At 64.9% G+C, this 13,777-nt stretch carries 14 protein-coding genes; all 14 read right to left on the bottom strand.

Translation table 11 applies throughout. The features are described 5' to 3' along the window. Positions 1-12 precede the first annotated feature (12 nt). The 14 genes from MRBLMU1_RS03030 to pyrH all read right to left on the bottom strand — a co-directional run bounded on the left by MRBLMU1_RS03030 (position 13) and on the right by pyrH (position 13,710). Positions 13-798, bottom strand: a complete 786-nt coding sequence (locus MRBLMU1_RS03030; RefSeq protein ID WP_363496821.1) for a TrmH family RNA methyltransferase — start codon at positions 796-798, stop codon at positions 13-15. Then, positions 795-1,517: a ribonuclease HII gene (gene rnhB / locus MRBLMU1_RS03025; RefSeq protein ID WP_363496818.1), complete on the bottom strand. Its 723-nt coding sequence runs from the start codon at positions 1,515-1,517 to the stop codon at positions 795-797. The genes MRBLMU1_RS03030 and rnhB overlap by 4 nt, the downstream gene beginning before the upstream one ends. A 9-nt stretch (positions 1,518-1,526) precedes the next feature. Beyond that, positions 1,527-2,705: a lipid-A-disaccharide synthase gene (gene lpxB, locus MRBLMU1_RS03020; RefSeq protein WP_414646020.1), complete on the bottom strand. Its 1,179-nt coding sequence runs from the start codon at positions 2,703-2,705 to the stop codon at positions 1,527-1,529. After that, the gene (lpxA, locus tag MRBLMU1_RS03015; protein ID WP_363496815.1) at positions 2,689-3,477 is read right to left on the bottom strand and encodes an acyl-ACP--UDP-N-acetylglucosamine O-acyltransferase; all 789 of its coding nucleotides are present in this window, start codon (positions 3,475-3,477) and stop codon (positions 2,689-2,691) included. The genes lpxB and lpxA overlap by 17 nt, the downstream gene beginning before the upstream one ends. Before the next feature lie 2 nt (positions 3,478-3,479). Then, the gene (gene fabZ / locus MRBLMU1_RS03010) at positions 3,480-3,989 is read right to left on the bottom strand and encodes a 3-hydroxyacyl-ACP dehydratase FabZ (RefSeq protein WP_315212907.1); all 510 of its coding nucleotides are present in this window, start codon (positions 3,987-3,989) and stop codon (positions 3,480-3,482) included. 2 nt (positions 3,990-3,991) lie between these two features. Beyond that, the gene (gene lpxD / locus MRBLMU1_RS03005; protein WP_363496812.1) at positions 3,992-5,047 is read right to left on the bottom strand and encodes a UDP-3-O-(3-hydroxymyristoyl)glucosamine N-acyltransferase; all 1,056 of its coding nucleotides are present in this window, start codon (positions 5,045-5,047) and stop codon (positions 3,992-3,994) included. Positions 5,048-5,070: 23 nt separating this feature from the next. Then, complete coding sequence (locus MRBLMU1_RS03000; protein ID WP_315212902.1) at positions 5,071-5,595, bottom strand: OmpH family outer membrane protein; 525 nt, start codon at positions 5,593-5,595, stop codon at positions 5,071-5,073. Between the two features lie 49 nt (positions 5,596-5,644). Beyond that, a complete protein-coding gene (bamA, locus tag MRBLMU1_RS02995; protein ID WP_363496809.1) occupies positions 5,645-7,981 on the bottom strand; it encodes an outer membrane protein assembly factor BamA in 2,337 nt (778 codons plus the stop codon). 34 nt (positions 7,982-8,015) lie between these two features. Continuing rightward, complete coding sequence (rseP, locus tag MRBLMU1_RS02990) at positions 8,016-9,449, bottom strand: RIP metalloprotease RseP (protein ID WP_363496806.1); 1,434 nt, start codon at positions 9,447-9,449, stop codon at positions 8,016-8,018. After that, a complete protein-coding gene (gene ispC / locus MRBLMU1_RS02985) occupies positions 9,446-10,627 on the bottom strand; it encodes a 1-deoxy-D-xylulose-5-phosphate reductoisomerase (protein ID WP_363496803.1) in 1,182 nt (393 codons plus the stop codon). The genes rseP and ispC overlap by 4 nt, the downstream gene beginning before the upstream one ends. Positions 10,628-10,638: 11 nt before the next feature. After that, on the bottom strand, positions 10,639-11,481 hold the full coding sequence (locus MRBLMU1_RS02980) for a phosphatidate cytidylyltransferase (protein WP_363496801.1): 843 nt from the start codon (positions 11,479-11,481) through the stop codon (positions 10,639-10,641). Further along, positions 11,481-12,233: a polyprenyl diphosphate synthase gene (gene uppS, locus MRBLMU1_RS02975; RefSeq protein WP_363496798.1), complete on the bottom strand. Its 753-nt coding sequence runs from the start codon at positions 12,231-12,233 to the stop codon at positions 11,481-11,483. The genes MRBLMU1_RS02980 and uppS overlap by 1 nt, the downstream gene beginning before the upstream one ends. Positions 12,234-12,390: 157 nt before the next feature. Continuing rightward, positions 12,391-12,951 (bottom strand): ribosome recycling factor, encoded by a 561-nt coding sequence (gene frr / locus MRBLMU1_RS02970; protein WP_363496795.1) that lies wholly within the window; start codon positions 12,949-12,951, stop codon positions 12,391-12,393. Between the two features lie 42 nt (positions 12,952-12,993). Continuing rightward, the gene (pyrH, locus tag MRBLMU1_RS02965; RefSeq protein ID WP_090313876.1) at positions 12,994-13,710 is read right to left on the bottom strand and encodes a UMP kinase; all 717 of its coding nucleotides are present in this window, start codon (positions 13,708-13,710) and stop codon (positions 12,994-12,996) included. Positions 13,711-13,777 lie beyond the last annotated feature (67 nt).

Here is a 13,777-nt window from a genome sequence, read left to right as displayed (position 1 = left end):
CGATCAAACGTTCTACAGTTGATTCTGCCTGACTTGTTCGAAAAAGCATACTGCCGCGCATGCGGCGACGTTCAGTGACTCCACTTGCCCGAGATGCGGTATCACCACCTGGTGGGTCGCCATCGATAGCAGATCGTCCGCGACGCCCTGCCCTTCGTGGCCGAACAGCCAGGCGACCGGCTGCCGCAGATCCACGTCGTACAGGCGCTGCGTGGCGTAGCCGCTGGTGGCCAGCGAGGTCACCTTGGACGAAGACACCAGCGCGGCCAGGTCGACGTTCTCGAAAATATCGAGCACGAAGTGCGCGCCCATCGCCGCCCGCAGCACCTTGGGCGACCAGCAGAACGCGGTGCCGGCACTGCAATAGACTTGCTTGATGCCAGCAGCCGCCGCGCTGCGCAGGATGGAACCGACGTTGCCGGGGTCCTGCACGTTATCGAGCAGCACCGCCGATACGGCCAGCGGCTCTGTGACGGCGCGCTCCGGCGTCTGCACCGAGAACATCACGCCGACGCCATGTTCGACCTGGCTGACGGCGTTGTACAGCGCATCCGGCAGCGCCAGCACGTGCGCGTGCTTCGCCTCCAACTGGCCGACGATGTCCATCACTTCCGGGTTGTGCAGCGCGGTTTCGCTGACGATGCATTGCTCCGGCAGGCCGCGCAATTGCAGGTAGGCCTGGCACAGATGCACGCCGTCCAGCAAGGTGCGTCCGGACTTGCGGCGCGCCTGCGAACTGCCGGCCAGCTTGACCAGTTCCTTGTATTGCGCGTTGTCGCGCGAGGTGATGGTCTTCATGCGAACCCTCCGGCGGGCAGCAAGTCCATGGTTTGCGCGGTTTGCACCTTCTGCTCCACCTTCGCCACCTTGACCGTCTCGACGACCACACCGTTGCGCAGCGCGTGCAGCTCCAGCACCTCGCGCACCGGCGCGAACGAGCGGCGGTGCACCGGCGAGGCGCCATGCTCGCGCAGGCGCTCCAGGTGCAGCGCGGTGCCATAGCCCTTGTGCTGGTCGAAGCAGTAATGCGGATACTGCGCGTGCAGCGCCACCAGCGCGGCGTCGCGCGCCGTCTTGGCCAGGATCGAGGCTGCCGAAATGGCGTCGACCTTGTCGTCGCCGCCGATGACGGCGATGCTCTGGATTTTCATGACCGGGCAGCGGTTGCCGTCGATCAGGGCCAGCGTCGGCACCGTCTTCAGCGCCTCCACCGCGCGCCGCATCGCCAGCATCGACGCCTGCAGGATATTGAGCTTGTCGATTTCCTCTTCCGACGCTTCGGCGATGGCCCAGGCCAGCGCCTGCGCCTTGATCATTGGCGCCAGCAGATCCCGTTTGGCTTCGGTCAGCTTTTTCGAGTCGCGCAGGCCGGCGATGGGCCGCGAGACGTCGAGGATGACGGCGGCGGCGAACACCGGCCCGGCCAGCGGGCCACGGCCGGCTTCATCGACGCCGCAAATGATCTCGTCGAGCGAATCGGGCAGGTCGTCGAACAGACCGGGATGTTGATTTTTCACGTTGATTCTCTACCTTGAAATTACCTTGAGCACGGCCGCCGCGCTCTCCACCGCGCTGTTGCGCAGCAGGCTGTGATGCATGTCGCTGAAGCGCTGCACCAGTTTCAGACGGTGCGGCACGTCGCTCAGCTGCTTCCACATGGCGTCGGCCAGTCCCTGCGGACTGGCGTCGTTTTGCAGCATCTCCGGCACCAGGAATTCGCGCGCCAGGATGTTCGGCAAGCCGATCCACGGCTGGTAGCCGAAATGGCGCAGAATCTGGTATTCGGCCGCCATCATTTTATACGCGATCACCATCGGCTTCTTGAACAGCGCCACCTCCAGCGACGCCGTGCCCGAGGCCACCAGCACGGCGTCGGCCGCCGCGATGGCGGTGTGCGACTGGCCGTCGAGCAGCTGGATTTCCACGTCCTGCAGGCCGGCCTGCGCCACCAGTTCGAGGAAGTACTGGCGCTGGCGCTCGCCCGCCATCGGCGCGACGAAGCGCAGCGAGCGGTCGCGCTCCTTGAGCAGCCTGGCGGCGCCGATGAAGGCGGCCGTGTTGTACTTCAGTTCCGACATGCGGCTGCCGGGCATGATGGCCACCACGTTGGCGTCCTCCGGCAGGCCCAGGACGCGGCGCGCCGCCGCTTCGTCGGGCGCCATCGGTATCAGCTCGGCCAGCGGATGGCCGACATAGCTGACCGGCACCCCGGCCTGGCGGTAGATCTCCTCCTCGAACGGGAAGACCACCAGCATGTGCGACACCGCCTTGATGATTTTCTTGATGCGGCCACCGCGCCAGGCCCAGATCTGCGGTCCGATGTAGTGGATGGTCGGTATGCCCGCGTCCTTGAGCTGCATCTCCAGGCCGAGGTTAAAGCCCGGATAGTCGGCGCCGATAAAGGCGGCCGGCCGCTCGGCCAGCAGGCGGTCGCGCAGTTCGTTCTGGATGCGTTTGATTTCGGGATAACGCGGGATCACGGCCAGCAGGCCGCGCACGGTCAGCTTGTCCATCGGATAGTGCGATTCGAAGCCCTGCGCGATCATATGCTCGCCGCCGATGCCGTGGAAGCGCGCCTCCGGCAGATGCGGACGCAGTCCCGATAACAGGCGCGCGGCCAGCACGTCGCCCGAAGGCTCGCCGGCGACGACCGCCAGCGATAGTGGCGATCGTTCCGGCTGCGTCATGTCAGCGGACGATGCCACGGCTGGCGATGCCGAGGAATTCGCGCATCGAACGAATCTGCTCGGCGGCGGCAGGCGTGGCCTGCTCCTCGGCCAGCAGCGCGGCCTTGGCCTCTTCCAGCGTCAGGCCGGAGCGGTAAATCAGCTTGTAGGCGGTACGGATGCCGTTGATCTGCTCGCGCGTGAAACCGCGCCGCTTCAGGCCTTCGATATTGACGCCGTGCGCCTGCGCCGGGTTACCGTTCAACAGCACGAACGGCGGCACGTCCTGGGTCAGCGAGGTGCTCATGCCAACGAAGGCGTGGGCGCCGATCTTGCAGAACTGGTGAACGTTGGCGAAGCCGCTCATGATCACCCAGTCGCCGATTTCGACATGGCCGGCGATCTGCGCGTTGTTCGAGAAGATCGTGTTGCTGCCGACCTGGCAGTCGTGCGCCAGGTGGACGTAGGCCGAGATCCAGTTGTCGTTGCCGAGCGTGGTGACGCCCTTGTCCTGCACCGTGCCGGTGTTGAAGGTGCAGAATTCGCGGATCGTGTTGCGGTCGCCGATGCTCAGGCGGGTCGGCTCGCCCGACCACTTCTTGTCCTGCGGCGCGGCGCCGATCGACGAGAACTGGAAGAACTTGTTGTCGCTGCCGATGCTCGTGTGGCCTTCGATGACCACGTGCGGCCCGACGATCGTGCCGGAACCGATGCGCACGTTCGGCCCGATGACCGAGTACGGCCCGACCTCGACGCTGCTGTCGAGTTCCGCTTTGGGATCGACGATGGCGGTGGCGTGAATCTTCGACATGCTTACTTCCCCATCGGCTGGCTGGCGTCGGTGGCGCTGCGGATGGTGCACATCAGCTCCGCCTCGAGCGCGAGCTGGCCGTCGACCGTGCCGACCGCCTTGTACTTCCAGATGCCGCGCGCGTGGCGCAGGATCTCGACATTCATCACCAGCTGGTCGCCCGGTTCGACCGGACGCTTGAAGCGGGCGTTGTCGATACCGACGAAGTACACCACCGAGTTCTCGTCCGGCTTGACGCCGATCGACAGGAACGACAGGATGGCCGCCGTTTGCGCCATCGCCTCGATCATCAGCACGCCCGGCATGACCGGTTTGTGCGGGAAATGGCCGTTGAAGAATTCCTCGTTGGCGGTGACGTTCTTGATCGCCGTGATGCGCTTGTTGGCCTCCCAATCCAGCACGCGGTCGACCAGCAGCATCGGATAACGATGCGGCAGGTACTGTTTGATCGCGTGAATATCCAGGCACTTCTTGGTGCAGGACGATTCGGTGGTTTCCGGAGTGGTGGTCATAATTATTTCTCTTCTTGATTCGTCAGTGTTTTAATTGTTTTTTCCAGCGCCCGCACCTTGTCGCGCATGGCCGACAGGTTGCGCACGATGACGGCCGACTTTTCCCATTCGGCCGGACGGGACATCGGGTAGTAGCCGATATAGGTGCCGGGCTCCGTGAGCGAGCGCGGTATCATCGTCGACGGACCGACGTTGACATGGTCGGCGATGGTGATATGGCCGTTGATCATGGCGGCGCCGCCGAAGGTGCAGTACTTGCCCACCGTGGTGCTGCCGGCCATGCCCACGCAGCCGGCCATCGCCGTGTGCGCGCCGATGTGGCAGTTGTGGGCGATCTGGATCAGGTTGTCGAGCTTGACGCCGTCCTCGATCACCGTGTCGGCCAAGGCGCCGCGGTCGACCGTGGTGTTGGCGCCGATGTCGACGTCGTCGCCGATCATCACGCGGCCGGTCTGCGGGATCTTGACGTAGACGCCCTTCTCGTTGGCGAAGCCGAATCCGTCGGTGCCGATGACGGCGCCCGAGTGGATGATGCCGCGCGCGCCGATCTGGCAGTAGGCGTGGAAGGTGACGTTGGCGAAGAAGTGCGTGCCCTCGCCGATGACCGCCTCGCGCCCGATGTAGCAGCCGGCGTCGATGACGGCGTGCTCGCCGATGACCGCGCCCGGCTCCACCACCACCTTCGGTCCGATATGGGCCGAGGCGGCGATCTGCGCGCCCTCGCCGATGAAGGCGGTCGGGTGGATGCCCGCCGGCGGCACGATGGCCGTCAGCGAGTAGAAATACTGCGCCGCCTTGGCGAAGTACACGTACGGGTTGGGGGTGACGATGCGCGCGCCGGCGTAGCCGGCGGCGATGAATTCGTCATCGGCGGGCGAGACGATCAACGCCGCCGCCGCCGTCTGCAGCGCCTGGGCGCGCAGTTTGCTGTTGCTCAGAAAGCTGATGTGCGAAACGCCGGCGTCGGTCAATGGCGCGATCCCGGTCACTTCCAGGTTCGCGTCACCCATCAACTGCCCGCCGAAGCGTTCGACCAATTCTCCCAGTCGAGTGCCCATCGGGGTATCCAATCTTGTGTGATTTATTTGTCTTTATCGAGCGCCGCCAGCACCTTGTCGGTGATGTCGATGCGCGGGCTCGCCCATACCGCGTCCTGCAGCACGATGTCGAAGCCTTCGACATTGGCCATTTGGCGGATGATCTTGGTGGCGCGGTCCGAAATGGCCTGGCGCTCCTCGTTGGTGCGCTGGCTCAGGTCCTCGCGGAACTCGCGCTGGCGGCGCTGGTATTCCTTATCGAGTTCGAACACGTCGCGCTGGCGCTTGACGCGGTCGGCCTCGGACAGCGCCGGCGCTTCCTTCTCCAGCTTGTCGGACGCCGTCTTCAGGCGCCCGGCCATGTCCTGCATGGCCTTCTCGCGGCTCTTGAACTCTTCCTGCAGCTTCTCGCTGGCCAGCTTGGCCAGCTTGGACTCGTTGTAGATGCGCTCGGGGCTGAGCCAGGCGATGCGCGAGGCCGAGGTCTGGGCCTGCACCGGCGCCAATGCACTCCAGCCCAGCGCAAGCACGGCGAGATATTTGGTCAGATTAGCGGATGCAGTCTTCAACTTGTTTCTCCGAGGTAAATATTGGTACGGTACTTGAAACCCGCCGCCATCAGAAGCCGCTACCCATCTGGAACTGGAAGCGTTCCAGGCGGTCGCCTTCCTTGGCGTTCAAAGGCTTAGCATAACTCAACTTGAGCGGGCCGACCGGCGAAATCCAGCTGATGCCCAGACCGGCGGAATAGCGCAGCTGCTGCAGGCGCATCTTCTCGCCTTCCTGGTAGACCTGGCCGCCGTCGACGAAGCCGAACCAGCGCAGGCTGCGGTCCTGGCCGGAGCCGGGGAACGGCATCTGCAGCTCGGCGTTGCCGATCAGGCGCGAGGCGCCGCCCAGCGCGTCGCCGTAACGCGGATCGACCGCGCCCAGCGAGGAGCTCAGGTAGCCGCGCACCGAACCGATACCGCCGCCGTAGAAGTTCTTGAACACCGGGTAGGAGCTGTCGCGCAGCCCGCGGCCGTAGTCGATCTCGCCCTTGAGCGCCAGGGTCACCTTCGAGAACAGCGGCTTGTACCACTGCTGCTCGTAGACCGCGCGGTAGTACTTCTGCTGGCCGATGATGTCGATTTCCAGGTTGGCGCGCTGGTAGCGGCCCACCGTCGGCGTCAGCGCCGAGTCGCGGCTGTCGCGCGCCCACGCCGCCGTCAGCGGCACGGCGTTGGTCTTGGCGCTGCCGATGCCGCTCTGGATGCCGGTGATGTCGCGCACATACTGCTGGAAGCGGGTCGGCGAGGTGGCGTCGGTCTCGATGTTCGAGCGTTCCAGGCCGATGCCGAAGAACACGGTGTCGACTTCGGAGAACGGCACGCCGTAGCTCACGCGCCCGCCCTGTTGTTTGATGGTGTAGTAACCGGTGTTGAGCGCCGGCGGTTTCTGCGTGCGCAGATAGATCTCGTACGAGCGCGAGACGCCGTCGTCGGTGTAATACGGGTCGGTCTGCGAGAACGAGATCGTGCGGCTGTACTTGGACGTGTTCAGTTCCATGCCGACGGTGGTGCCCGAACCGGCGAAGTTGGCCTGCTGGATCGCCGCCTGGAAGGTGAACTTCTCCGACTGCGAGAACGCGCCGCCGATCTGGAAGTTACCGGTTGGCTTTTCGACCACGGTCAGGTTGACGTCGACCTGGTCGGAGGTGCCCTGCGCCTCCGGCGTGTCGACGGTGACGTCCTTGAAGTAGCCCAGGCGGTCGACGCGGTCGCGCGACAGCTTGATCTTGTTGGCGTCGTACCAGGACGACTCGAACTGGCGGAACTCGCGGCGGATCACCTCGTCGCGCGAGGTGGTGTTGCCGGCGATGTTCATGTGGCGCACGTAGGCGCGCTTGCCCGGATCGATGAAGAAGGTGAACGCCACTTCGCGCTTGTCGCGGTTGATGTCCGGATTGGCGTTGACGTTGGCGAACGCGTAGCCGAAGGTGCCGAGGCGGTCGGAAATGAGCTTGTTGGTGGCGGTCAGGCGCGCGCCGGAATAGGTCTCGCCGTTCTTGAGCAGCACCAGCGAGCGCAGCTCCTCCTCGCGGCCGAAGGTCTCGCCCTCGAACTTGATGCCGGAGACGGTGTACTTCTCGCCTTCGGTGATGTTGATCGTGATGTAGATGTCCTTCTTGTCCGGCGTGATCGACACCTGGGTCGAATCGATGTTCATCTCGATGTAGCCGCGGTCGAGGTAGAAGGACTTGAGCGACTCGATGTCGCCGGTCAGCTTGGTCTTGGAGTACTGGTCGGCCTTGGTGTACCAGCTGAACCAGCCGCCGGTGTTGAGCGCGAGCTGCTGCTTCAATTCCTTATCGTCGAACACCTTGTTGCCGACGATGTTGATCTGCTTGATCTTGGCGACGTCGCCCTCGTCGACGGCGAACGTGACGTTGACGCGGTTACGCTCGATCGGCGTGACGGTGGTGACGATCTTGACGCCGTACAGGCCGTGCGACAGGTACTGGCGCTTCAACTCCTGCTCGGCGCGGTCGACCGAGGCCTTCTCGAAGGTCTTGGCCTCGCCGACGCCGATGTCCTTCAACGCCTTGACCAGCGTGTCTTTTTCAAATTCCTTGGTGCCGGTGAATTCCACCTTGGCGATGGCCGGACGTTCCTCGACCAGCACCACCAGCACCTGGCCGTCGGCTTCGAGCTTGACGTCCTTGAAGAAACCGGTGGCGTACAGCGCCTTGATGGCGGTGACGCTCTTGTCGTCGTTGAAGGTCTCGCCCACCCGCACCGGCAGGTAGCTGAACACCGTACCGGCTTCCGTACGCTGAATGCCTTCGATGCGGATGTCCTTGATGACGAAGGGATCGATCGCCATGGCACGGCCGGCGCACAGCGCCAGGACGGCGGCGCCGATCAGGCTGCGGCGCAAAGAAGGTGAAGTAATACGGTCAGAATATAATTTCATTGGGGTTATTCAATGGCTAAATCAACGAACTACTTTATAAAAGCCGGGCGACGTCGTTAAATACCGCCAACAGCATTAACGTCATCAGCAAACCAATGCCGACGCGCTGCGCAATCTCGTTAAAACGTTCCGGCACAGGACGCCCAGTTAAAACTTCCAGCGAATAATACAGCAAATGCCCCCCATCTAGAACCGGAATCGGTAGCAAATTCATTACCCCTAAACTGATGCTGATGAAGGCGATAAAGCTCAAATAACTGACCACGCCCATGCGCGCGGTCTGGCCGGCGTAATCGGCGATCGTGATCGGACCGGTGACGTTCTTGAGCGAGACCTCGCCGACGATCATCTTGCCGATCATCTTCAGCGTCATCGTACAAGTGTCCCAGACGCGGGACATCGCCTTGCCCACCGCCTCGAGCGGGGACGATGGCACGACGATCATATCCGGCTGCAAAGCGACGTAAGCGCTGATCTTACCGACTGTTACAGTTCCTTTGCCGCTTTTTGCCTGCTCGGCCTGGGGCGTCATGGCCAAGGTGACCGGCTGGCCGGCGCGCCGCACCACCACCTCGACCGTCTTGCCGGCCGAGGCGCGGATGATGTCGATAAAGGCGATGCCGTCGGCCACCGGCGTGCCCGCCACCGACAGCAGCAGGTCGTCGACCCGCAGGCCGGCGCGCTCGGCCGGGCCGCCGGCGATCACCTGCTGCACCACCGGCGCCGGGCGCGCCACGCCCAGGCCCAGTTTGCCCAGCACGTCGCCGTCGAGGTCGAGCGCGGCCAACACGCCGGCCGGCAGCACGAAGTGCATGCGCCCCTCGCCCGGACGTTCGACCGTCAGGCGCGCTTCTTTCTTGTCGATGGCCGACTGCATCAGGTTCCAGCGCAGCTCGGACCAGACGGTCACCGGCTGCTCGTTGACGGCGGTGACCAGGTCGCCGCTGCGCAAGCCGGCCTGCCACGCGGGCGTGGCCGCCGGCGTCGGCAGCGCGCCGCCGGCCGCCGGCGCGGACGCGGACGAGGAGGCGCCGGACAGCTCGGCCACCTCGCTGGCGCGCACGCTGATCTTGCTGACCGGCTCCTCGACGCCGTACATGTACAACCCGGCGAACAGCACGATCGCGATCAGGAAATTGGCCAGCGGGCCGGCGGCGACGATGGCGATGCGCTTCCACACGTTCTGGCGCGTGAACTCGCGCTTCAGGTCCGCGGCCGGCAGGTGCGCCAGGTCGCCCTCGCGCGCGTCGAGCATCTTGACGTAGCCACCCAGCGGCAGCGCCGACACGGCCCACTCGGTCTGGTCGGGGCCGAAGCGGCGCGACCACACGACCTTGCCCATGCCGACCGAGAAACGCAGCACCTTGACGCCGCACCAGCGCGCCACCAGGTAGTGGCCCAGTTCATGGAAGATGATCAGGGAGCCGAGGCAGACGACGAACGCCAACACGGTTTGCAGGAAGTTCATTTTGCCAACCCGGCGATGATACTCTCGGCGGCGCCGCGCGCCAGCGCGTCCTGCGCCATGACGGCCTCAATGCTGCCCGCGGCGCCGTGCGGCAGCGCGTCCATCACTTGCGCGATCACGCGGTCGATCTGGCGGAAGCCGATCTTCAGGTCGAGGAAGGCTTGCACCGCGACCTCGTTGGCCGCGTTCAGCAGCGCCGGCGCGGTGCCGCCGGCGCGCAGGGCGTCGAAGGCCAGCGCCAGGCACGGGAAGCGGGCGAAGTCGGGACGCTCGAACTGCAGGGTGGCGATCTGCGTCAGGTCGAGCTGGGCGACGCCGGAGTCGATGCGCTCCGGGTAGGCCAGCGCGTGGGCGATCGGCGTGCGCATGTCCGGGTTGCCCAGCTGCGCCAGCACCGAGCCGTCGACGTACGACACCATCGAATGGATCACCGACTGCGGGTGGATGACGACGTCGATGCGGTCGGCCGGGGCGCCGAACAGCCAGTGCGCCTCGATCACCTCCAGGCCCTTGTTCATCATCGTGGCCGAGTCGACCGAGATCTTGCGGCCCATCGACCAGTTGGGGTGTTTGCAGGCCTGCTCCGGCGTGACGGCGTCGAGCGTGTCGACGGCGCGCGTCAGGAACGGGCCGCCGGAGGCCGTCAGCAGGATCTTGGCGACGCCGCTGGCATCGGGCGCGCGGCCGTACGACGACGGCAGGCACTGGAAGATCGCGTTGTGCTCGCTGTCGATCGGCAACAGCACGGCGCCGGCCTCGGCGGCGGCGTCGATGAACAGCTGGCCGGACATGACCAGCGCCTCCTTGTTGGCTAGTAAGACCTTCTTGCCGGCGCGGGCGGCGGCCAGGGTCGGCGCCAGGCCGGCGGCGCCGACGATGGCGGCCATGACGCTCTCGACCTCGGGCGCGCTGGCGATGGCGCACAGGGCCGCCTCGCCATATTCGATTTCGGTGGCCACGCCGGCCGCGCGCAGCAGCGCGCCCAGGCGGTCGGCGGCGGCGGCGCTGCCGACCACGGCGCGCGCCGGGCGGAATTGCACGCACTGCGCGGCCAGTTCGTCGACGCGGCTGTGCGCGGACAGCGCGTAGACCGAGTAGCGCTCGGGATGGCGGGCGAGCACGTCCAGCGTGGACACGCCGATCGAACCGGTGGCGCCAAGGATGGTGATGCGTTGCATAGGAATGTCTTTCAGAGCCAGGCGGTCAACAGCGCGGCCAGCGGCAGCACGGGGATCAGCGCGTCGACACGGTCGAGCACGCCGCCGTGGCCCGGCAGCAGGTTGCTGCTGTCCTTGATGGCGGCGCGGCGCTTGAGTTGGGATTCGAACAGGTCGCCGATGACGGAGGCGGCGACGATGAGCAGCAGCGCGAGCAGGGTCAGCGCCCAGCCGAAGCGCGCCTGCAGGCGCACGGCGAAGGTGTCCCGCAGCCACGGCACCGAGCCCGACACGGCCAGGATAATCGTCAGCGAGGCGATCGCCAGCACGGCGATGCCGCCGCCGATGGCGCCCTCCCACGATTTACCCGGGGAGATGGTCGGCGCCAGCTTGCGCTTGCCGAAGGCCTTGCCGGAGAAATAGGCGCCGATGTCGGCGATCCACACCAGGGCCAGCACCGACAGCAGGTACAGCGGCGACTTCAGGTACAGGCCGACGATGGCGAAGAAGCAGGCGAAGATGGCGAAGCTGAACGTGATGGCCATCGACCAGTTGGCCGCGCCCTTGAGCGGCGGCAGCCCCAGGCCCAGGGTCGGCGCGTAGCGGATCAGCCACAGCAGCGCGGCCACGCCGTACAGCGCGGTCACCGCGCCCGGCTTGGCGCTGTACATCAGCAACACGAACAGGCCGCAGCCGACCACGCCCGTGACCTTGGCGGCGGTGGGCGACAGCCCGAACAGGCGCGCGCCCTCCCACATCGCGGCGCCGACGAACAAGGTGACGACCACGGCGAACGCGGGGAAATAATTGAAGAACAGGACCGGCAGCAACACCGCCAGCAAGAGCACCGCGGTAATAATCCGTGTTTTCAGCATTAGTTTTTCTTTTCTGCCAGTTGCGCGCCGGTGCGGCCGAAACGGCGCTCGCGGTGCTGGTAGGAGGCGACCGCCTCGTCAAGGCATTCGATGGAGAAATCGGGCCAGTACGTCTCGGTGAAGAACAATTCGGTGTAGGCGAGCTGCCACAGCAGGAAGTTGGAGATGCGCTGCTCGCCGCCGGTGCGGATGAACAGGTCCGGCTCGGGCGCGTAGGCCATCGCCAGGTGCGGCGCCAGCTGCTCTTCGGTGAAGTTGGCCGCGCCCGGGTGGGCGGCCACCATCTTGGCCACCGCCTGCATGATGTCCCAGCGCCCGCCATAGTTGGCGCAGACGGTGACGGTCATGCGGGTGTTGTTGGCGGTCTTGCGCTCGGCGCTGGCGATCATGCCCTGCAGCTTGGCGTCAAAGCGGCTCAGGTCGCCGACGACTTTCAAGCGGATATTGTTGGCGTGCAGCTTGGAGACCTCGCGGTCGAGCGCCGTGACGAACAGGCGCATCAGCAGCGACACTTCCTCCTCGGGGCGGCGCCAGTTTTCGGAGCTGAAGGCGAACAGGGTCAGGTATTCGACGCCGCGGCGGGCGCAGGCCTCGACCACGGTGCGTACCGCCTCGACGCCCTTGACGTGGCCGGCCACGCGCGGCAGATAGCGCTTGGTCGCCCAGCGGCCATTGCCGTCCATAATGATCGCCACGTGACGCGGCACATTCGGGGCTTCCGGAACCTCAGTAGTCGAACTCGTATATTTCATGAAAACTTTGGTGCCAAAGTATAAAGTATTGCAGGTGTGACGCGAAAAGACAAGGTGGCACGGTAAGCCGCACCCCAAAAGCGTGACGGGGTCGGACCCCGTACGGGGTCCGACCCCTAAGCCGGGGACTGCGGGTCGGCCGCTGGCACCTCGAGGGTTAAACCGTCAGCACTTCCTTTTCTTTTTCGACAACCATCTTGTCGATGTCGGCGATGAACTTGTCGGTCAGCTTTTGCACCTCGTCGGAGGCGCGGCGCTCGTCGTCCTCCGAGATGGCCTTGTCCTTGACCAGCTTTTTCAGGCTTTCATTGCCGTCGCGGCGGATGTTGCGCACGGCGATCTTGGCGTCCTCGGCTTCGCTCTTGACCAGCTTGACCATCTCCTTGCGGCGTTCCTCGGTCAGCGGCGGGGTCGGCACGCGGATCATGTCGCCCTGCGACGACGGATTCAGGCCCAGGTCGGCGTCGCGGATGGCTTTTTCGATGGTCGAGGCCATTTTCTTCTCGAACGGCTGCACGCCGATGGTGCGCGCGTCCATCAGGGTGACGTTGGCCACCTGGGTCAACGCGGTCGGCGAACCGTAGTACTCGACCATCACGTGGTCGAGGATGCCGGTGTGGGCGCGGCCGGTACGCACCTTGGCCAGATCGGCGCGCAAGGTTTCCAGCGATTTGGTCATGCGTTCTTGCGCATTCTTTTTAACGTCAGCTACGGACATTGCTGCTCTCCTGTGATCGGATATAAATATGATAACAAAACATTAAACGTGGACCAGTGTACCCTCATCCTCGCCCATGATGACGCGTGCGAGCGCGCCCGGCTTGGTGATGGAGAACACTTTGATCGGCAATTTCTGGTCGCGGCACAGCGCGAAGGCGGTCGCGTCCATGACTTGCAGGTGCTTGGCGATCGCCTCGTCGAAGGTGATCGAGTGGTACAGCGTGGCGTTCGGGTCCTTCTTCGGGTCGGCCGTGTAGACGCCGTCGACCTTGGTGGCCTTCAGGACGATCTCGGCGCTGATCTCGGAACCGCGCAGCGCGGCGGCCGTGTCGGTGGTGAAGAACGGGTTGCCGGTGCCGGCCGCGAACACCACGACCTTGCCCTCTTCCAGGTACTGCAGCGCCTTCGGGCGCACATACGGCTCGACCACCTGCTCGATGCCGATGGCCGACATCACGCGCGCGGTGATGCCGACATGGCGCATGGCGTCGGCCAGCGCCAGCGCGTTCATGACGGTCGCCAGCATGCCCATGTAGTCGGCGGTGGCGCGGTCCATGCCTTGGGCGCCGGGGGCGACGCCGCGGAAGATGTTGCCGCCGCCAATGACGATCGCCAGTTCCACGCCCATTTTCGCGACCTCGGCCACATCGGCGACCATCCGTTCGATCGTGCCGCGGTTGATGCCGTAAGGATCATCGCCCATCAGGGCTTCGCCGGACAATTTGAGGAGGACGCGCTTATAGGCTGGTTTGGACATGAGACGGGGCTCCTAAAGTGTATGGGGTTGATTCAGGGAAGGCTGCCGGCGCCTATCATACCTTGAG

Source organism: Burkholderia sp. LMU1-1-1.1, from assembly GCF_040675865.1.
Taxonomy (GTDB): Bacteria; Pseudomonadota; Gammaproteobacteria; order Burkholderiales; family Burkholderiaceae_D; genus Rugamonas.
Note: the sequence above shows the minus strand (reverse complement) of the source record. Positions and strands in the feature narration are given on the sequence as shown.

Excerpts from the sequence above, each read along its gene's own strand:
- MRBLMU1_RS03030 (WP_363496821.1), bottom strand. The coding sequence starts at position 798 with ATGAAGACCATCACCTCGCGCGACAACGCGCAATACAAGGAACTGGTC.
- MRBLMU1_RS02980 (WP_363496801.1), bottom strand. The coding sequence starts at position 11,481 with ATGCTGAAAACACGGATTATTACCGCGGTGCTCTTGCTGGCGGTGTTG.
- frr (WP_363496795.1), bottom strand. The coding sequence starts at position 12,951 with ATGTCCGTAGCTGACGTTAAAAAGAATGCGCAAGAACGCATGACCAAA.
- rseP (WP_363496806.1), bottom strand. The coding sequence starts at position 9,449 with ATGAACTTCCTGCAAACCGTGTTGGCGTTCGTCGTCTGCCTCGGCTCC.
- fabZ (WP_315212907.1), bottom strand. The coding sequence starts at position 3,989 with ATGACCACCACTCCGGAAACCACCGAATCGTCCTGCACCAAGAAGTGC.
- lpxD (WP_363496812.1), bottom strand. The coding sequence starts at position 5,047 with ATGGGCACTCGACTGGGAGAATTGGTCGAACGCTTCGGCGGGCAGTTG.
- lpxA (WP_363496815.1), bottom strand. The coding sequence starts at position 3,477 with ATGTCGAAGATTCACGCCACCGCCATCGTCGATCCCAAAGCGGAACTC.
- uppS (WP_363496798.1), bottom strand. The coding sequence starts at position 12,233 with ATGAAATATACGAGTTCGACTACTGAGGTTCCGGAAGCCCCGAATGTG.
- ispC (WP_363496803.1), bottom strand. The coding sequence starts at position 10,627 with ATGCAACGCATCACCATCCTTGGCGCCACCGGTTCGATCGGCGTGTCC.
- pyrH (WP_090313876.1), bottom strand. The coding sequence starts at position 13,710 with ATGTCCAAACCAGCCTATAAGCGCGTCCTCCTCAAATTGTCCGGCGAA.
- bamA (WP_363496809.1), bottom strand. The coding sequence starts at position 7,981 with ATGAAATTATATTCTGACCGTATTACTTCACCTTCTTTGCGCCGCAGC.